The organism is Maribacter sp. 2-571 (assembly GCF_050589625.1).
In the GTDB taxonomy this organism is placed as follows: domain Bacteria; phylum Bacteroidota; class Bacteroidia; order Flavobacteriales; family Flavobacteriaceae; genus Pelagihabitans.
The window spans coordinates 41,993-63,996 of sequence record NZ_JBNGOP010000020.1; the positions used below are offsets into that span (position 1 = coordinate 41,993).

Sequence of the window (22,004 nt, forward strand, 5' to 3'; positions counted from 1 at the left end):
AATATCCCTTTGGCCATTGCAGTTCTCATCTAAATACCACTTTAACTTCAAAATGGTATGAGAACTCTTCTTCTAATCCGGCTAAATTTCCAACTTCCAAAATAACCTTATTTGTATCGCAACAAGGTAAGCTTCTCAATTTTACGATTTCCAGTTCATATCCAACTATAATAAGCTATATCGATATGTTTAAAATGATCGAAAATAGTTTCAACCTGGTTTCGCAAACCAATTCCACACTATTCGGAGATTAATATTAGGCCATTAATAATTAAAAATATGTTGTTTTTTTATGGCCAACGGTGACTTTTTATCAAAAAATGTGTCAACTATTAAAGAAAGATTGCATTACATCGATCAGCCCTTGTTTCACCACAACTGATCGACGAAACGCAACAATTTTAAGTTTAATGGTACTATTTGGAGTACTTTTAAACTTCGAAAGAAAAATACTACATAACTACCCCTGAAATGGGAGCTATGCTAACCAACCACCATCGATTATGAGAGATGCCATATTGAAGCAAATCACAATGTTTCATATCCAACCCATAGAAAGAATTCCTTTAAAGATTTCATCAAGGATTATCCCTATTTGTACGGTACTGTTTTTTTTCCTTGTTTCCTCTCAAGCCTTTGCACAAAACTGCTCCGTAAATGCTGGGGTACCGGAAACCATATGTGAAAACAACACTGGCTTCAGGCTCTCCGGCGCTGCCGCGGGTTCCATTCAGGGCGGAACTACTTGGTCGCAGGTTGCCGGACCTTCGGTAATCATTGATGACCCAGCTGATTTAAATACCTCGCTGACCGGTCTGTTAGGCGGGAATGATTACACTTTTAGGCTGTCTGCGGACTGTACCGACGGAAGTACCCAATTTCAAGACGTCGTCATCACTGTAGCACCCATAACCGTTGCAGATGCGGGTTCTAACCTAGAGTCGTGCCCCGATAGCTCGGGATCTTTAATAATTAACGGCAACTCACCGACGAATCCCGGGGAAACAGGTACGTGGTCCATAGAAGGAGCCAATAATGCAGGAGTTACCATCAACTTTATAAATTCGCCGAGTTCCACAATAGATTTATCGGAGACAAGTGCCGGGACGTCTACTTTACGATGGACGATAACTGGTCCCGACTACGCACCTGGACAATTTTGTGAATCCTTTTCCGAGATTACGGTCACCAATTATGGCGGAGAAGCTATTGTAGATGCGGGCCCAGACCAAAGTTTGGATAACTGTTATACGGTTAATCAATCCACACTTTTGAATGCGAGTTTTGGCGGAAACAACGTCAATGGACAACAAGGTACCTGGACCTTTGTTAGTGGCCCAAGTACTCCAACGCTATCAAATCCAAATAATAACAGGTCATCTTTAGGCGCACTGATCGAAGGAACGTATGTAATGCGATGGTCGGTAAACGGGCCCTGTGTAAACGGAAGTGATACGGTTACGATTACCGTTGACCCCGCTACACAGGATATTACTACGGCAACCGTTGCGCAAAGAAGCATCAGATTCTGTGACCCCACCATTACTACGGTAACTTTAGAAGGTGCTGATCCGCAATATGCCGGTGAAACCGTATCCTGGACGCAAACAGCCGGTCCTGGCGGAGCTACCATACTCGACGACGATAATGGCACAACCCAAGTAACGGGCTTGAACGGAAGTAGTACTTATCGTTTTCTATATACAATTACCAATAGTAATACAGGCTGCGATGATAGTGAAGAAGTAACGGTGCAATATTCGAATGACCCGATAACGATTCAGGCAAACGGTGGTAACGACATTATCGCAGATTGTGGTGTGACAAGGGTAAACGTTCCCTTTACGACCACCGGTGAAGGCGGAAACTCATATAGCATCGTTAGTGGACCGTCTGGTTCCACAGTGGTCGATCCAAGTCGTTTTCAAAATACAAACTCACCGGCCAGAATTGATTTCGACCTAGAAGGAACATATACCGTTTCATTTCGAAGGCGTGTAGCCGGCTCGGTTCAAACCGGTTGTAATGAAGGTACGGATGCTATAAACATTACCGTATCAAGAACCCCTACCGCAGCAAACGCTGGAACCGGTCAAAACTTGGCTTGTGATGTGGTGAGCACTTCAGTTACTGGAAACAGTGTTGGCGTTGGAAACTCGTTATGGAGTCAGGTCAGCGGTCCAAATACCGCAGATATCGCCTCACCTTATGCACAGACTACTACCATATCAAATTTTATACCTGGAACCTACGTATTTCGATATGCGATAACAGGTGGTAATTCCTGCACACCTCCTGCAGAATCCGATGTGCAGATTGTCGTAGCCTCCTCCGCAGCAGTTTCAGCAGACGCCGGTACCGATCAAACAATTTGTTTTGGCGCGCCAACGACTCTTGATAGCAATAGTCCGCCTTCCTCAAATTTAGCGGGCACATGGTCTGTAGACAGTGCACCTCCCGGTGCCACCATCGTTTTTGAAGATGAAAACGATCCGAACTCATTGGTTTCGGGCTTGGACTTACCCAACGAGACGTATATACTCCGCTGGACGATTGAAAATCCCAATGACAATACCTGTCCTCCACCTGGAAGCGATACTGTCACCATTTCGACTAGTGGTACCGCCGGACCGACTACTGCCAATGCCGGGACCGACCAATGCCTACCATCAGGAACAGGTACAGTTCCGTTGAGCGGAAACGCTCCTGCAGCAGATGAAAACGGTTTGTGGACCGTAGTACCGAACAACGGTGGATTGACTTTTGCCGACGACACCGTTTTCAACACTACCGCTACCATAAATACCGAAGACAGCTACATACTGACTTGGACCATCAATAAAAACGCCCCTGGTTGTCAAGCCAGTTCCGACGACGTAGAGATTACCGTTGGAGCTCCGGCCGCAGCAGATGCAGGTCCCGACCAAAGTGCCTGTTCCGATGTATTTACTATGTCAGCTACCTCCTCCACGGGAGACGGATTATGGACACTTGTAAGCGGCTCAGGGGGATTTACCATTGACGATGATACCAGTCCCACGGCACAGTTTACCTTCACCTTTTCAGGTCAATATGTTTTTGAGTGGGCTGTAGAGAACGGAAGCTGTTCTTCGGATTCTGATGAGGTGGTTCTTAACGTTGGCATACCGGCAACAGTAGCAACGGCGGGTACGGACCAAACCATTTGTAACGCAAATACCGTCGTTTTAGATGGCAATACCTTTGACAGCAATACCGAAAATGGAGTTTGGACCCTACTGTCGGGTGCGCCGAACTCTCCCTCTATTGTAAATGTAAACGACCCTGTAACGACGGTAAACAATTTGGTCTCGGGAACCTATACGTTTCGGTGGAGCATTACCGGGGACGCATCCTGTCCCTCAACATTTGATGATGTAGTAGTGGATGTTTTTGTTCCTGCAAATGCGGGTCCAGATCAACAACTTTGTGAAGCGAACAATGTGCTATTGGAAGCCACTTTTGGATCCACCGGGTCTTGGACACAAATAGCCGGACCAGGTGTCACTGAACCTGGAACAGCAGCTACAATTTCGCAAACTCCATCCAACAGCAACGTTGCCGAAGTAACCATAACACCCGGTAACACTTATGAATTTCAGTTTACCACGGATTACACCTCTTGTCCCGTGACTTCGGACGAGGTCATTGTCACCTCCTCACAAGGACCACCTATAGACCCGGATGCAGGTACGGACCAAGTAGTTTGTACTGCTGATGCAACTTCAATAACACTGGATGGAAACGATCCGATTGCGGGAGGGTTTGATACCACGCAACCCGAAAACGATGCGTTTTGGAGATTTGCCGATGTTCCCTCCGGAAGCGTGGCGAGCTTTAACGATGTCAATCAGTTCAATACCACATTGGATAACCTTACCGTTCCCGGAATCTACATTTTGGAATGGAACTTTGCTACGGAATTTTGTACCGATGCGGCAGACGTAGTTCGGGTCGAAGTTTTTGAAGCTCCCTCTAACGCCGATGCCGGTACGGCCCAACCTAACGCTTGTCAGTTGGATGCACAGTTGAATGCGACGGCACCAACTATTGGAATTGGGCTTTGGACGATAACTACCGATCCCTCCGGTGGGGATATAGTTATAGACAGTCCAAACAATCCAACAAGTACATTGTCGAATATCACCACCCTGGGGACGTATACCTTTACTTGGACCGTAACCAACGGTACTACTTTTACATCACCTTCGGGATGCGCCCCCCAAACCGATACGGTGGACATCACCTTCACCGATGTACCACCATCCGAACCTAATGCCGGTCCAGACCAGTTGTTTTGCGATGCCACACAAACTAATATGGATGCCACTCCTTTGGCAGAAGGTACTGGAACATGGTCACAGACGTCAGGCCCTGGGATTACCGATCCCGGATCAGCGGCGACCATTACGGCCCCAAACAATCCCCAAGCATTAATTTTAGATTTGGAGCCGGGCACTTACGAATTTACCTGGACCAGTTCAAACGGTGGATGTTTGCTGACGGATACCATGGAAATCCAAATTGAATCCCAACCGGTCACCGCAGATGCCGGACCTGACCAGCGATTGCAGGAGTTTGCACCCGTAAATCTAGCCGCAGTGCCTCCCACCCTCGGTACCGGGGTGTGGTCCCAAGTTTCGGGACCCTCAATTGCCAATTTTACAGATCCTACAGATGCCAACACCTCCGTAAGCGGTGTACAAATTGGAACTTATGTTTTTGAATGGACCGTAACCAATGGTAGCTGCTCCGAAGTATCCGATACCGTGGAAATAGAAATTGTTGGAATCGCGGACTTGGAACTTGTAAAAAGTGTATCCCCTTCTTCGGTCAGTACCGGAGATACGGTAACGTTTACTATTGCCCTGTTCAATAATGGTGCGAACGGAACCTCAGATGCTACCGGTGTAACCGTATTGGACGTCATACCGTCTGGATATAGCTTAATTCCTGGAACGGTAAGCAACGGCGGAGTATATAATCTGGGAGACTTATCGGTAACTTGGTCTGACTTAAGCGTCTCGAACGGAGCTACGGTAAACCTTACTTTTGATGCTACCGTAAATACTACCGGACCCTATGACAATACCGCGGAAATCACTGCCAGCGATCAGTTCGATCCAGATTCTACACCGGATAATGGGGTCGACACCGAGGACGACCAAAGTACTACTGCCGTAGTCATTCAGCCAAATGATCCCCCCACAGCGGTAAACGATGAAAGCCTGGCCAATACTTTAGGTGCCGCTGTTGATTTGGATATTCTTGCTAATGATACAGATCCTGAGGGAAATCTTGACCCAAATACAGTAGACTTGACTGTTCCTTCCGGTGCTACCAATATACTTACCGATGTAGATGGAGATACCATAGGTTTTGAAGTTCCGGGTGAAGGAACATGGGAATATAGCCCCGCTACCGGTCTATTGGAATTCATCCCCGAGCCTGGCTTTACCGGTAACCCTACCGACATTACCTACACCGTGGACGATACCGATGGAAATACCTCCAATGTCGCGAACGTGAACGTGGAATATACCTTTGATCCACCGGTAGCCAACGACGATACCAACCCGACCGCTTCAGAAGTTGGTACGGACACAGTAGTCGATCTTTTGGCCAACGATGTACTTCCAGATGGGAGTACCCCGGCACCAAGTGATGTAACAATTGATTTGAATCCCGCAAACCCGGGAATAGATACCACATTGAACGTTCCCGGCGAGGGAACATGGACATACGACCCCGCCACGGGCGAGGTCACCTTTGATCCGGAGCCCACCTTTACCGGTAGCCCGACACCCATTACGTACGAGCTTACCGATACCGACACCGGACTGAGCGATACCGCCAACGTTTCGGTAAGCTACCAGTCACCGCCTGTTGCGGTAGATGACCAAAACCTTGGTAATTCCTTGGGCGATGTCGTCACCTTGGATATCCTCGATAATGACACGGATGCTAATGGAAACATCGACCCCAATGCCGTGGACCTTGCCGTTCCGGCAGGCGCAATCGATATAGTGACCGATATTGACGGGGACGTCATAGGCTTCACCGTACCCGGTGAGGGAACATGGGAGTATAATCCGATTACCGGGCTGCTTGAGTTTGTCCCGGAACCCGGCTTTACCGGTAACCCTACCGACATCACCTATACCGTAGACGATACCGATGGAAATACCTCCAATGTCGCGAACGTGAACGTGGAGTATACCTTTGATCCACCGGTGGCCAACGACGATTCCAACCCCGTACCGACCGATGTCGGGGCGAACACCACATTGGACCTCTTGGCGAACGACATCCTGCCGGACGGCAGTACGCCATTGCCGACGGACGTAACGGTGGACCTGGATCCCGCGAACCCGGGAGTAGACACCACATTGAACGTTCCCGGGGAGGGAACATGGACATACGACCCCGCTACAGGCGAGGTCACCTTTGATCCGGAGCCCACCTTTACCGGTAGCCCGACACCCATAACGTACGAACTTACCGATACCGACACCGGACTGAGCGATACCGCCAACGTTTCGGTAAGCTACCAGTCACCGCCCGTGGCCAACGACGACGACGACCTGGGCAACCAGCTCGGGGACACCGTGGCAGTGGATATCCTTGCCAACGATAACGACCCCGATGCCAACATCGACCCCAATGCCGTCGACCTTGACGTTCCAGCGGGCGCAACCGATACAGTGACCGATATTGACGGGGACGTCATAGGCTTCACCGTACCCGGTGAGGGAACATGGGAGTATAATCCCGCAACGGGACTTTTGGAATTCACACCCGAATCCGGCTTTACCGGTAACCCTACCGACATCACCTACACCGTGGACGATACCGATGGAAATACCTCCAATGTCGCGAACGTGAACGTGGAGTATACCTTTGATCCACCGGTGGCCAACGACGATTCCAACCCCGTACCGACCGATGTCGGGGCGAACACCACTTTGGACCTCTTGGCGAACGACATCCTGCCGGACGGCAGTACGCCATTGCCGACGGACGTAACGGTGGACCTGGATCCCGCGAACCCGGGAGTGGACACCACATTGAACGTTCCCGGGGAGGGAACATGGACATACGACCCCGCTACGGGTGAAATTACCTTTGATCCCGAGCCCACCTTTACCGGTAGCCCGACACCCATTACGTACGAGCTTACCGATACCGACACCGGACTGAGCGATACCGCCAACGTTTCGGTAAGCTACCAGTCGCCGCCCGTAGCAAACGACGACGACGACCTGGGCAACCAGCTCGGGGATACCGTGGCAGTGGATATCCTTGCCAACGATAACGACCCCGATGCCAACATCGACCCCAATGCCGTCGACCTTGACGTTCCGGTGGGCGCAACCGATATCGTGACCGACATTGACGGGGACGTCATTGGCTTCACCGTACCCGGTGAGGGAATATGGGAGTATAATCCCACAACGGGACTTTTGGAATTCACACCCGAATCAGGCTTTACCGGTAACCCTACCGACATTACCTATACCGTGGACGATACCGATGGAAATACCTCCAATGTCGCAAACGTGAACGTGGAGTATACCTTTGACCCACCGGTAGCGAACAATGATCAAAGTACTGGGAACACTACAAATACAAATGTAACCTTGGACCTCTTGGCGAACGACATACTGCCGGACGGCAGCACGCCATTGCCGACGGACGTAACGGTGGACCTGGATCCCGCGAACCCTGGAGTGGACACCACATTGAACGTTCCCGGGGAGGGAACATGGACATACGACCCCGCTACGGGCGAAATCACCTTTGATCCGGAACCCGGTTTCACGGCAGACCCCACACCGATCAATTACGAGCTTACGGATACCGACACCGGACTGAGCGATACCGCTACCGTGACCATTGACTATGACATACAACTACCGGTAGCCAATCCTGATGAAGACCTGAATAATGTTCCGGAAAGTATCGTTTCGGTCACTATTTTGACCAACGATGCGGATCCCGACGGTAATCTTGACCCTAATAGTGTAAATCTTACGCCCCCGTCCGGAGCCATCAACATCACAGTTGACGGCGATGGGGATGTTATCGGTTTTGATGTGCCCGGGGAAGGAAACTGGAGCTATGATCCTGCTACGGAAGAAGTTACCTTTGACCCGGAACCCGGATTTTTGATCGATCCCACACCGATTACCTATACCGTTGACGACAACGATGGAAATACCTCCAACATCACATCGGTAACCATTGGTTATCAAGACGTGGCAGACCTTTCCTTAGTGAAAACAGTTGTTGACAATGATCTTACTCCATTTATTGGTTCCGAAATCACCTTTGAAATACGGGTAACCAATGACGGCCCCGCAAACGCCACGGGCGTTACGGTAACCGATTTGTTGCCAAGCGGATACGACTTTGTACTCTTTAGCTCGACCACTGGTGCCTATAATGAAAACACTGGGATTTGGACGGTAGGAAACATCTTTTCCGGAGCAACGGAAATATTGTTGATCGATGTTCTGGTAAACGGTAGTGGAGACTATACCAACGGGGCCGAAGTGACGGCATCCGATATCCTTGATATTGATTCCACACCAAACAATGACGTGCTTTCGGAAGACGACCAAGATGAAGTGGACGTTGTTCCACAGATCGTTCCTGTCGTCGATGTTTCGGTGACCAAGACCGCAAATACCTTAACACCGGATATCGGGGGACAAATCGTATTCACGATTACAGTGACCAATGACGGGCCTAGTGATGCAACCGATGTAGTAGTTACGGATTTATTGACCTCTGGATATGACTTCGTGAGCGCGGTCCCCAGTGTTGGAGTGTACGAGCCTTTGAACGGGTCTTGGACCGTAGGAAATCTACCCAACGGAATCACCGAAAACATCGTAATCACCGCCGATGTTTTAGCAAACGGAGAATATACGAACACCGCGGAACTGACCGACCTGACCGAGCGCGATATCGACTCGGAACCGGCGAACAACGATGATACCGAAGATGACCAGATGACAATTAACCCGACTCCAGTGCTGGTTTCCGATCTATCGCTTACCAAAACGGTAAACAACGCCACACCATTGGTGGGGGAAGATGTTCGTTTTACCATTAACATTACAAACGACGGGCCCAGTGATGCGGCCGGCGTGGTTATTGCCGATTTGCTACCTACGGGATATACATACATTTCCAGTAATGCTACAGCAGGAAACTACAATGAGACTACCGGAGTTTGGAATATCAACGGCACCTTGTTCAACGGCACAACAGAAACCTTGGTAATCACAGCTTTGGTAAACGCCAATGGTGTATATGAAAACGTCGCGGAGGTCATTGCCTCGGACAATGTTGACCCTAACGCTACGGCAGGCAATAACGTTCCCGCTGAAGACGATCAAGATAATGCGAACACTGTTCCGATACCGATAGCGGATGTGTCGTTAACAAAAACAGTAGACAAACTGGTTCCTGATGTTGGAGAAAACGTCATATTTACGCTCACTGTTTCTAACGACGGACCCAGTGATGCTACGGGTGTTGTAATAACCGATTTATTGCCAGCGGGGTACAACTACATCTCCGACGACAGCGGCGGAACCTATGACAACGCTACCGGAGTGTGGACGGTCGGAACCGTTGCCAATGGTGCAAATACACTATTGAACATTACGGCCGATATCAACCCCAATGGAAGTTATATTAATGTTGCAGAGCTTACCGCAGTAAATGAAATAGATCCGGATTCAGCTCCAAACAACAACGATTTAAACGAGGACGATCAGGCCGAACAACCGACTACGCCTAGGGTAATAACCGACATATCGCTTACCAAGGAAGTGGACAACCTGTCCCCTTCCATCGGTGATCAGATTACCTTTACCATTACCGTGAACAATGATGGCCCTAGTGATGCGACCGATTTGGTCATCGAGGATCTCTTGGCCACAGGATACGACTTTGTAAGTGCTACCAGCTCGGCAGGTGTTTATGATGAAGTTATCGGTTCTTGGGATATTGTTTCACTGGTAGATGGTGCTACGGAAACCTTGGAAATTACGGTTACCGTACTGGCCAATGGCGACTATCCCAATGTAGCGGAACTGATTTCACTGGGAACCTTCGACCCTGATTCCTCACCGGACAACAATCTAAATTCAGAGGACGATCAAGACACCGTTCTGCCGAGACCAACAGGATTGGCAGACCTGACATTGACCAAAACCGTCGACAATACCTTGGCAAACGTAGGGGACACAATAGAGTTCATAGTCAACCTCAGCAATGGGGGCGATAGTGATGCAACAGGAGTCGTGGTCTCCGACCTACTCCCAATAGGCTTCACTTATCAGTCTCACATTGTCACTGCGGGACTATATAATCCGTTTACCGGTATTTGGAACACCAATGGGGTAATACCGAACGGTACTACGGAAACACTGGTGGTTTTGGCTACTGTAAATGAACCCACCGGCGTTGAAAACGAATACTTGAATACTGCAGAAATCACGGCAAGTGATCAGGCAGATCCCAATAGTGATGCCGACAGTGGTTTTGAAGTAGACGACTTTGCCGATGGCCTACCTGACGACGATGAAGCGAGTATATTAATAGTACCACCAGTAGTAGATATCGCACTCACCAAAACGGTTAGCAATTTACTTCCAAGAATTGGCGAGCAAATTCAGTTTGAAATGACCGCCACCAACCAAGGCGACGTTACGGCAACCACAATCGGTATTGAAGAAATTCTGCCGCGAGGGTACGAACTGATCCTTGCGAATGCCAGTATAGGAACGTTTGATGCCGTCACCGGGTTCTGGAGTATCGAAGCGTTAAACGCCTCGGAAACAGCTACCTTGACTTTGACCGTTACAGTACTTGAAGTAGATGAGTACCTGAATACGATAAGCTTGGCCTTCGTTGATCAAATCGATTTGAATATGGACAACGACAGCGCTCAAGCGACCGTTACACCAAGTTGTCTAAATATTTACAGTGAGTTCTCTCCGAACGGAGATGGTAATAACGAAGTGTTCCAAATCGATTGTATTTCGCGATTCCCGAACAATACTTTAAAAGTGTATAACCGTTGGGGTAATATCGTATTTGAGACAAGGGGATACACCAACGATTGGAACGGGGTATCGAACGGAAGGGCTACCATTAACAAGGGAGAGAAACTACCGGTGGGCACCTACTACTATGTATTGGACCTGGGCGACGGCTCCCAGCCTATCGCTGATTGGTTATACATCAACAGATAAGCGACGCACCATGAAAACCAACCTATTTAAATTTCAGAAAATGAATTACCGACGAACATATATAGCCCTACTCTTTATCGGCATCAATTATTTTACCGGTTGGGGGCAACAAGACCCACAGTTCACCCAATACATGTATAATACAATGAGTGTAAACCCCGCCTACACAGGTTCCCGTGGTCATTTGACCATTATGGGGCTCCACCGTTCACAGTGGGTAGGACTCAATGGAGCGCCGACCACCCAAAATCTTGGAATAGATGCTCCAGTAGGAAATAATCTGGGTCTAGGACTTAATTTGATCAATGATGCCTTGGGGCCGGTAAACGAATTTTTTGCGGACGTGAACGTATCGTATACCATTAGGCTTAACGATGACTCCAAAAAACTATCTTTTGGTGTAAGGGGTGGTGGGCGTCTTTTTAATGTGGACTTTTCTAAAGGAACTACGGCGACCCCCGATGTGCTGTTCGCCAATAATATTGATAGTAGATTTTTCCCGACAATAGGAGCAGGTATATATTACCATACCAATAAAAGCTATTTGGGCCTATCGGTACCGAACTTCTTTGTCCAAGATCATTTCGATGAAGTTGAACAAGCTATTGCCGTTGAACGAATGCATTACTTCTTGATCGCCGGAACCGTTTTCGACCTCGGCAGGGATGTAAAATTGAAACCGGCCGCTTTTGTGAAATGGGTCCCCGGGGCACCGATTATTGCCGATGTGTCGGCAAATGTACTCCTAAAGGAAACGTTAACCCTTGGTTTGGCCTATCGATGGGACGACTCGTTCTCCGGTCTTATAGGGTTACAAATTACTCCTGCCCTATTTGCAGGATATTCCTATGATCTTACGACAACGGACTTAAAGAACTATAATTCCGGCACCCACGAGATATTTCTTAGATACGAGTTTAAAACCGAACAACGCAGACTTAAATCCCCTCGATTCTACTAATACCACCCAACCATGAAAAAATTTCTTATTTATAGTATCTTTTTATGTACTCTTTTGGGTTCGGCCCAGGAGAAGTACAAAAGTGCCGACAAAAATTTTGAATCCCTTTGGTATGTAAAAGCTGCGGAGCAATACGAAGGTATCATAGCAAGAGGAGATGATTCCCAAGAGGCCCTACAGCGAATTGGCGATGCTTACTATTTTAATACCGACATGAAAAATGCAAGCAAATGGTATGGCACTTTGTTTTCAAAACATGAACAAAATCTATCCCCTACATATGCGTTTCGATATATACACGCTTTGAAAGGTATTGGAGAATACAATCTGGCCAAAGGTTTGATGAAAGTATACGAAGGAAAAATGAAGGATAAATCATTTGACGTAGAGCAACTACGGAAAAATGATAAAAAAATGGACTATTTGTTAACCCAACAACCCCAGTTTTATATTACCCACTTGCCAATGAACACGAAGGTTGCCGATTTTGGAGCTATGTTTTATAAGGAGAGGGTCGTTTTCGCCTCCAGCCGCGACACACTGAAATTTAGGACCCGGATCTACAAATGGAACGAACAGCCGTTCCTAAACCTGTTTGTTGCCGACACCTTGGAAAATGGGACGGACTTCAAAAACGTAGCCATTTTTTCGAAAACGATAAACAGTAAATACCACGAAGCCATCGTTGCATTTACACCGGACGGTAAAACAATGTATTTTACCAGGAACAACTATTCCGAAAAAACGTTGGGTAAAGACGACAACGGAATAAACCACCTAAAGTTGTATAAAGCGGACCTCGAAAACGAAACATGGGGAAATATTACGGAAGTACCTTTTAACAGTGAAAATTACTCGGTGGGGCAGCCCGCAATTAGCCCGGATGGTAAGCAATTGTATTTTGTATCCGATATGCCAGGGTCAATTGGAAGTACCGATATTTTTGTTGTTGACATTTTAGAAGATGGCAACTATTCAACCCCTAAAAACCTAGGGCCGAAGATAAATACCAGTGGCAGGGAAATGTTTCCGTTTCTTACAACGAATAAACTATATTTCGCTTCCGACGGGCATCTGGGGCTAGGAGGCCTGGATGTTTTTGAAAGCGTATATCCCGATAATCAATTCTCAAATCCCGTAAATGTCGGCAGACCATTAAACAGTAGACTAGATGATTTTGCCTATATCGTCAATGAAAGGACCCAACGCGGCTATTTTTCCTCGAACCGGGAAGGTGGAACAGGCGACGATGACATCTACTCCTTTCAGCGTTTTGAGCCCGTTTGTGAACAAGATTTGGTCGGAAAAATAGTAAACGAGCAAAACGGCCTACCGATACCCTATGCAAAAGTTACGGTTGTTGACGAAGAAGGTAACGAACTGGACGAGACCACAACTGACCAAAGTGGGGACTATGATTTTGACCTTAAGTTAAAATGTGACCAAAAATACACGGTAAAGGTTACAAAAGAAGGGTTTGACCACAGTTCAAAAGTATTTGCAAGTCCGACACAAAATGGTTTTACGAACAACTTACCACTTGGGCTTAAAAAGAGAAATGAACTTATAGTAGAGGAAAACGGATTACTCAAAATTAAAATAGGAATCATCTTTTTTGATTTTGACGAATCTTACATTACCAAATCGGCAGCAAGCGAACTCAACAAAGTGGTATTTGTAATGAACGAATACCCAAACATGGTCATTAAAATCGAATCGCATACCGATTCAAGAGGGAACGACACGTACAATGAAAAGCTATCTGACCGTAGGGCCAAAGCAACACGCGAGTTTCTAATAAAACAGGGTATTGCAGCGGAACGACTGGAGAGTGCCATAGGGTATGGAGAGAAACAACTAATGAACGACTGTGATAATAATACCACATGCTCCGATCGCCAACATGATCTCAACAGAAGGTCCGAATTTATTATTCTAAAAATGGAGTGAACCCTTTTTTTGCATGGCTTGCTACACCGTCTAAAAAGACAAGTGGAACGGAATGGCCACCAAAGTACCGTTCAAGTATCAAAAGGCTATGAAAAGTATACGCCCAGTGTCAATATTTTAAGAGTTTGACCGTACCAATAAGCGTTTCTCCCTTCTTTAGCTGGACCAAATACAGACCGCTCGATAAAAAATCTACCGCAACGTCCGCTCCGGACCAGTTAGCTTCATGCACTACATTTCCTAAGACATCGAACACCCTTACATCCATTTCCTTTTCATCGCTCCTAATATTAAAGTAATCCTCTGCCGGTTGCGGGTATAAGCTAGCTTTGGATGTTGCTGTGGCGTAAAGGGAATCGGTCTCCGATATGTCCGTTTTAAGATTGACCACGGACCGTGGAAAAACGTTTCCGTAATGATGGTCGATATAGGAGATCAGCGAAGTGGTAAAGGAGGTTACAAAAGCTTTACGAGCATTTTCATTGAACCGAATACCTTGGTTCAGCTCTACCTGAATTGCATCTATGGCCCTATTGTTTGTTCCGGAACCATGTCGTCTAGTGTTGTAACCGCCATTAAAATATGGTTCCCCAACACTTGGCGCTGGGTCATTTGAACTGGGAACGGATGGGAATCCACTGTTCGAAAGCAAAGTTCCCAAGCTTTTTTCTCCCCGGATGAGTTCCGAGTGGGCATATCCCCGTCGGTTTCTCCCGGCCAGAGAACGGATACTACTTTTAGCAACGATTGCATTTTCGTTCAAGCGGGCATTGGAGCGTCTTAGCTCCTGAGCGGTCAGGGCATAAGCGAATTCTATACGCTGTATGCTGTGCGCGTGGCCATGCATGTCCAAAAACAGTCCTTTTCCAAACCGTAATACCATCTCGTCTTTCGCCTCGTTTGTAAAATCATGATATCCGAACCAGGCCTGTTCGACCCTTTTATTTCCATCGGCGGCATCGCGCTTTTCCCTATTCGCATCGAATTTTGAACGATGCAATTTATTTGTAATCATATGTGGATACATCCCGGTCCGTTTAACGAACTCATCGTAAATCGCAAGGGTTATGGTTCGGGAATAGGCGTCGTTTACATATTTACAACCATCACAATTTCTGTCCGGAAGTCCTCGAGGACGTAATCTGCCTCCATGTGGCGCGGACAAGATTATGGGCAAGTTCCCAGCATGATAGGACACATACCCGGTATCGTCGGAATACTCCTTACCGGGGATATAATTCCTTTGGGCATTGGTACTTTCCGGGGCAAAAAGAAAAGTATTTACAATCAATAAGGTTATGGTATTCTTCTTAAATATTGTGGCCGTTATTGTATTCAAATCCATTTGTCATCGTTTTGTTCGAAGGATTCGTATTGGGTCTATTTTTAGTAGGCCTGGACGATACAGGGCTTAAAAAAACACCAAAGCGGTCCTCGGTATTACACGACCGAAAAATAGGGGTATTGCCGGAAAGCGGGTTGCCCATAGTTGGCGCTACTTGTCCTATTCTGATCTTTATTTTTCAAGCCATAGCCTTAAACCACTGTAACATTACAGCACAAAAAAAGGCCGCCCAGTTACCTGAGCGGCCTTTTACCTTAAAAGTAAAGGTACCTGTTTAGCTTATTGCTTCAGTACTTTTACCTGTGATACAATCTCTCCCTGATCGTTGGTCAACCTAAGGATGTACGTGCCTTGTGAAAGGTTCGTCATATCCAAGAACGCGTTTCCGCGATCGTTCACCTCAAAATCGAAAGTAGGCATTACCAGCTGACCCAAAAGGTTGAACAAGGTACCGTTCAGTACTTGTTGTCCGGAATCGCTCATATCAAAATTAGCAACATCGACCACTGGGTTAGGATATACCTTTGCCGCACTGGAATTGATTTCCTTGGAAGCGGCATTGGTTACCGGTAATACTTCAAATGAAATGGTAATTTCATCGGTCAGAAGACCGCCACCTCTTTTTTCCGTGTATAATCTTGCCGTAAGCACGTTTACACCAGGAGCAAAGAACGTAGGCTTATACCTACCACGACGATCACCGTTCAAGGCATATGGTGCGGCATTTTCGGTTTGATATCCTCTGATACCGTTAAAGTCGAAAAGCACACTTCCAACGCCTTCACCTTCAGTTTCTGCGATAATGCTCAGACCCGTTGTCGGATACTGGCTCAAATCCAATACGTCACCGTCACCGATGGTGCCGATTTCTTCGTTCGTATCGGCATTGACCAAAACAAGTCTCCCAATTTCAGGAGCGTCCGGACTTACCACTTCAAAATTGATGGTGTTCGCGGTTCCCGCATCACCTCTACCACCTCTTTTGGTATACGGAGTAGCGGTTATGGTATTGGCACCCAACGCAAATGGTACTTTACGGAAATTTCCGTCTCTTTCACCACCTAGTGCATATGGCGCACTGTTCTGTCTCCTAAACTCGGTGACACCGTTGAAGTCAAATATGACACTACCGGCCTCTAGTGCGCCTACATTGGCAACCACACTGAAGTTAGCGGTATCAAAAGTGCTCACGTCCAATACATCACCATCGCTCAAAGGACCGATCGCTTCATTGGTATCGGCATTGATCAGCGTAAAGCTTTCTACTTCCGGCAATACACCTCCGATAATTTCAAAAGTGACCGTTTTCGCGATACCTGCATCACCCCTACCGCCTCTTGCGGTATATGGCGTAGCCGTAATGGTATTCACACCATCGATAAAGTCGACTCTTCTGAAATCGCCTCTTCGGTCTCCGCCAAGGGCGTATGGTGCTTCGTTCTCTCTTCGGAAACGTTCTACTCCATTGAAATCAAAAACGACACTTCTCGGTGCCAAGTCACCAATATTGGCTTCCACATTGAAATTAGCGGTATCGTAAATTCGGAAATCGATGGTATCCCCATCGTTGATTACTGCAATAGGTTCGTCGGTATCGGCATTGATCAACGTCAAGCTTACTACTTCTGGAACATCCACTACCGTAAGTTCGATAGCGGTAGTACTGAATTGCTTGTCCGGAGCGTTGCTCGAAACGGTCAATTCATCCATATAGGTACCTGGCTCCAACGTTGTGGCGTCCAAGGTTACATTTATGGTTTTGGAACCACCTGCGGCTACGACACCCGATAATGGGGTAACGTCACTGATAAAGTCGATGGTAGGTACTTGCGGACGCACAAAACGTACTGCCAAACCGTCCTTGATGTAAGGTGTGTTGAAAGCCACCTGAGCACCATCGTCACCAGCGGCGTTCTCGATACCTACGGTACCAAGGTCGTTAAAAGAAGCTCCGTCAACGTCGTCGTACAAGAACTCGATGCTACCATCGGTAAAGAGGACTACTTTGAACGTTACCGCTTCGCCTTCAACACCTAAAAAGATCGGTGCATCGGACCATTGTACCACTGCCGCATCGGCAAAAGTGGCAATATGTACACTACCGCCGTTTTGTGGCTCAATATCTACCCACATTGGAGCGATAACATTGTTTACCCCATCGGCAACAGGAATTTGTTCGTTCAGAAAAGTGAAAGGTGTGGTCGGTGCCTCAAAAGACACAAAACCGTTTGCATTTACGAACAAACTCTCATAGCTGGTTCCATAATAATTGATGGAGTAAGGAAGGGTAATTTCTACCGTTCCATCCGCCCCAACGAATTCCGTAAGGTCGGTACCGATATCACGAATATCAAAAGCGGCATATACCGGTCCGCCTTCCTCATCACTATCGATCCAGCTGTATCCGAATTTTGTATCCGTTCCAACACTGTATCGTACTTGATGGCCTACCCTAGAATCCTTAAATCCTTTTTGAGGCTTGGCGGTCGTATTCTCGAACGTGATCAATTCCGTATTATTGAACTGAACATCTGGCCGTGCAAGTGCTCTCGCCAAAGCAAGGTCAGGGAACGAATAGGTTAACGGTGCACTACCGTCATTTCTCAAAACAACCTCTTTTGTTACGGTGGTACCGCGATCGGTAGTAACAAAAAGCTCTTGAGGATCTAAGAACGCTTTCGGAGGGTTCACTCCAATTCCGTTCACGATCACTTCAATGGCATCCGTAGCATCGGTTGCATCACTGGATATCGAAATGATACCATTGACGTTACCCGTTGTGGTAGGTGCGAAAGTAACCGTTACTTCCAACTCCTCACCGGCATTGATCACCGCAGATGACGGCTCAACGACAAAATCTTCATTGTCGGAGGCAATTTCCGAAACGTTCAATTGGGCTAGCCCTGTATTGGTAATGGTAAACGTCTCTTGCTTACTGTTGCCGATAAATACATCGTTGAACAACAATAATTCTTCGGAAACATCGATGCCACTAACTTGACCGGAAACCTCAAAAGTGGTCGCCACTATAGCGGTCGGTGTTATGGGATCATTGCTGCTGACAAGGATACCGGTCTCAAAAATACCGTTGGCCAATTCAGAGCCATCGAAAACGACCTCTACTTCCACAGACTCGCCTGAGGCAACACTGCCTCTTGATGGGCTTAGCGTAATATAGGAATCTCCTCCTCCGCTCAACGCCCTGGTCAAAAAGGCAAAATTGTCCAAGTTGGTGTAGGATTCACCTCCATCACTACTGAAAAAGTAGGTGTCGGGGCGAACACTGTCCGTATTGAACGATCCTTGTGGAAAGTCGATTCCCTCCGGGTATTTGTGTACGATCCAAAACGATTCGCCAGCGGCGAAAGTCTGTGACTCTTCCAAAACCTCTTCCAAGAAAATACCTTCTTCACTGGTTTGGGTAATCACTTGGGAAGTAAGCAACTCACCGGCATCCGGCGTAGCTCCTCCTCTATAGATTTCCAAAATAATAGTTGCTTCGGTAAGCGCTTCGGTACGGTATGCGTTTCGAACAGCGTTTAAGGTAAACTCTGTTTCCGCATCGAACTTAACACCGATAGCTACGGGAACACCGTCATTCAAGCCAACAAAATCGTCGGCAACGTTGACACCGGTATCATAGAAAATAGAATCGATGAAAACCGTGGAGTTCGCAAGTTGTTGTTGCGCTCTTGAAAGCTGCAATCCTTTTTTGATTCCTGCCGCTTGAAGGGTACCTCCGTTGGAGCTGCCGAGACCGTACTTTCGTAGGTCCAAAGCTGCAATGGCCTGTTCGGTTTCTCCGGTATCGGGCGCGTTGAAAACCGTTGCCCCAATTCCTGCAGCAAAGTCCAAAGCGGTGTCCCCTTCGTTAGTAATGGTGAACGTAGCGGTTTTAACAGCTGGTACATCCACCGTTACATCAACCGATTCGCTCAAAGTATCCGGAGCGATTACAATTGATGGTGGTGATACTACGGTAAGGGTAACCGGTACATCTATAGTGGGGTTCTCCGTGTCGTTACTGCTAATGTTTATAGTAGCATTGTATACGCCCGGTTCCAAAGTACGGGCATCGAACTTCACCTGCAAGGTGGCATCGTCACCATCTACTACCGTTCCGGCCGTTGGCGATACGGTTAAAAAGAAGGCGTTTTCATCACCATCGACAACCTCTACATTGTCCACATCAAAAGTGGAACCTGCAGCAACGTTATCTGAAAGCAATACTACCTGCTCGATGATTCCGGCAAAACCAAGCCCTGAAAACACCAAGGCATCGTCAAAATATACCTGTGTGGCGAAATCGTCCTTGTCCACAACGATACGCACTTCAAAGTATCCTGTTGGAACCGTTACGTTTATCGGGGTAAAACCACCAGTATTTCCGTCAAGGATATCTACGGTACCATCGCCATTAAAACGCACTCTTGTTATTACAGATCCTGCAGCTGGCGATTGTGGTATGATCTCAAAGCTAGACCCGGAACCTTGAAGGTTGACCTGGGCAGTAGCTACCATAAAGGGCTCGTTGCCCGGGGTGATGAGCGGTGAAAAGGCCAAAGCCGTTGTCGCCGAACCATCTGTAGTACCCCTTGTGTGCAATCCACCTTCAAAGGCGTTTGCATCCGTAATGGTAAAAAAGTTTGCAGGTTGTGTGGACCATCCACCTTGACCGTTCAAATCTCCTACGGTAAAATCTTCAAACCCGGTAGCGTACAAACTGGAGATCACCTTGTTCAAAGGGCCTTCCGCACGTAACGAAGAGGCTAATCCCTTATCGGACGACAAGGCCGAAGAAGATACTTGTTGGAAACCGTTGGCTTGAATAGCGGATGTCGTTTGTGCAACTCTACTATCAAAAGTTACCTGCTCTTCGTTATTGAGGGAAATCTGATAAGTAAGATCGGCATCACCAACATTTTCTATGGTCAGTTCCCTAGTAACGATTTTTAACTGTTCAACAACCTCCTCAAAAGAGAACGGATTAACGGCGATCGATGGTGCTTCGGTTCCATCAAGGACCCGAATATTGAAATCGATATCCAAGATTCCGTCAAAACCGATAATGTCAAAATCAACGGTCTCTTCGTATGATCCTTTGGCAACACCTGTCGTATTAAGGGTTACTGTAATCACCGATGAACCTCCTGCAGGAACTTCCAATGTTTCTGGAGTAACGCTTTCGATAAGCTCATACGCGGTGGCCGGCGCCAAAAAGGCGATAGAAACCGGATTTTCGGAACTGTTGGTAACCGTTACCTCTCTGGTAACAACCTCCCCAACGTTCAATTCTTCGGTAAAAACCGTTGGCGAAGCAATTACGGGTGCTTGTGCAGCAAGTACCCATCCCATATCGCGGAAATGGCCCCTAGTGATGGGTCCGATATCGAAGTTGGATTCGGAAGCACCTACCTGTGGGCTCATCAAGGAATTGATGTCCCCCGCAGGGAAGGCAGCCTCGTCCCAGTGAGCGATACTGGAGCCGCCTTGGAACGGGTCGGGAGCAAAAAGCTCCGGAGAAACGCCGTTCAACGCCTCTATTGCAAACTGTCCGTTTACAAAAACGTCACCGCTGGTCAAGAAATCGCCCAGTTCCGTAGAAGGGTTGGGAAGGTCCAAAACGGAATTTCCGTCACCATCTACAATAAAGGTGTCAAAAATGAAAGGATTGCCCCCTCCATTGATGTTTCCTACCCCGGTAGAGTTATTTACGTTTCCACCGTCGATAAAACCAAGACCGTGGCCTGCTTCATGAAGCGCTACGGTAACAAAGTCGAACTGTCCGGCAGGAGTATTTCCATCGGTACCGAAATACCAAGGAATACCGTTCCCGATATTCACTACCAGATCAAATTCTTCATCCGGAGCAAGGTCTTCTCCCGCTAGGGAATTTGCCAATGCTATCGGAAAAAAAACGTCCGGCACCGGTGCGTTCGGAAAGTTGGATATTAACGTGGTCGGTCCTGCAGATGCAAGTACCCCGGTACCCAAATTCGCGAAATCGGCAAAAATACGAATCGGTTCTGATGATACGATCTCTTCCGACCAAATGTCCAATGCGAACTGAAATGCCTCTTGTACGTCGGTATTCCCTTCTGCACCGGGACCGAATGTAATCAAGAGTTCGGCCGTAGCCTGTTTTTTACCCACAAGCGCCGATGATTTTTTCGCCGCCATCTGGCTCATCGCCATTCGGGAGTGCTGATCCTCGTAGTTAGCCGGACAAACGACCGGTACACCAGGCATTCTTTGCATTCCTTTTTGGGCCTGGGACATCTGGATGCCCGCCAAAAGAAACACAAAAATAACGGTACTTAAATGATAAGAGCGGCGAAAATAATCGCGCAATTTCTTACCACTTACAATGTAATTCTGTTTCATATAAAGTGTTTTTAAATTAGTGAGGGGATGAAAATAATTCTTACATCCAATTCCTGCAAGTTTTAATGGTCTT

6 protein-coding genes are annotated in these 22,004 nt (G+C 47.3%); 4 read left to right on the plus strand and 2 right to left on the minus strand.

The genetic code is table 11. From position 1 onward, the window contains the following. Positions 1 to 503: 503 nt before the first annotated feature. From ACRD7P_RS14365 to ACRD7P_RS14375, 3 genes are read left to right on the plus strand one after another with little or no spacing between them, the layout of a single operon-like run. The gene (locus tag ACRD7P_RS14365) at positions 504 to 11,291 is read left to right on the plus strand and encodes a PKD domain-containing protein (protein WP_430908327.1); all 10,788 of its coding nucleotides are present in this window, start codon (positions 504 to 506) and stop codon (positions 11,289 to 11,291) included. 10 nt (positions 11,292 to 11,301) lie between these two features. Further along, positions 11,302 to 12,252, plus strand: coding sequence for a PorP/SprF family type IX secretion system membrane protein (locus ACRD7P_RS14370; RefSeq protein ID WP_430908328.1), 951 nt, complete (start codon positions 11,302 to 11,304; stop codon positions 12,250 to 12,252). 12 nt (positions 12,253 to 12,264) lie between these two features. Beyond that, entirely contained in the window at positions 12,265 to 14,202 is a 1,938-nt protein-coding gene (locus ACRD7P_RS14375; RefSeq protein ID WP_430908329.1) for an OmpA family protein, read from the plus strand. 109 nt (positions 14,203 to 14,311) lie between these two features. Here the strand turns inward: ACRD7P_RS14375 and ACRD7P_RS14380 are convergent, their stop codons facing one another. Next, positions 14,312 to 15,547 carry a T9SS type A sorting domain-containing protein gene (locus tag ACRD7P_RS14380; RefSeq protein ID WP_430908330.1) on the minus strand — a complete coding sequence of 412 codons (1,236 nt, stop codon included), beginning with the start codon at positions 15,545 to 15,547 and terminating at the stop codon, positions 14,312 to 14,314. An 11-nt stretch (positions 15,548 to 15,558) separates the two neighbouring features. Here ACRD7P_RS14380 and ACRD7P_RS14385 point away from each other — a divergent pair, with 11 nt between their 5' ends. Further along, a complete protein-coding gene (locus ACRD7P_RS14385; RefSeq protein WP_430908331.1) occupies positions 15,559 to 15,825 on the plus strand; it encodes a hypothetical protein in 267 nt (88 codons plus the stop codon). A 1-nt stretch (position 15,826) separates the two neighbouring features. On the opposite strand, the gene ACRD7P_RS14390 is transcribed toward ACRD7P_RS14385, so the two are convergent. Then, positions 15,827 to 21,931 (minus strand): choice-of-anchor D domain-containing protein, encoded by a 6,105-nt coding sequence (locus tag ACRD7P_RS14390; protein ID WP_430908332.1) that lies wholly within the window; start codon positions 21,929 to 21,931, stop codon positions 15,827 to 15,829. Positions 21,932 to 22,004 lie beyond the last annotated feature (73 nt).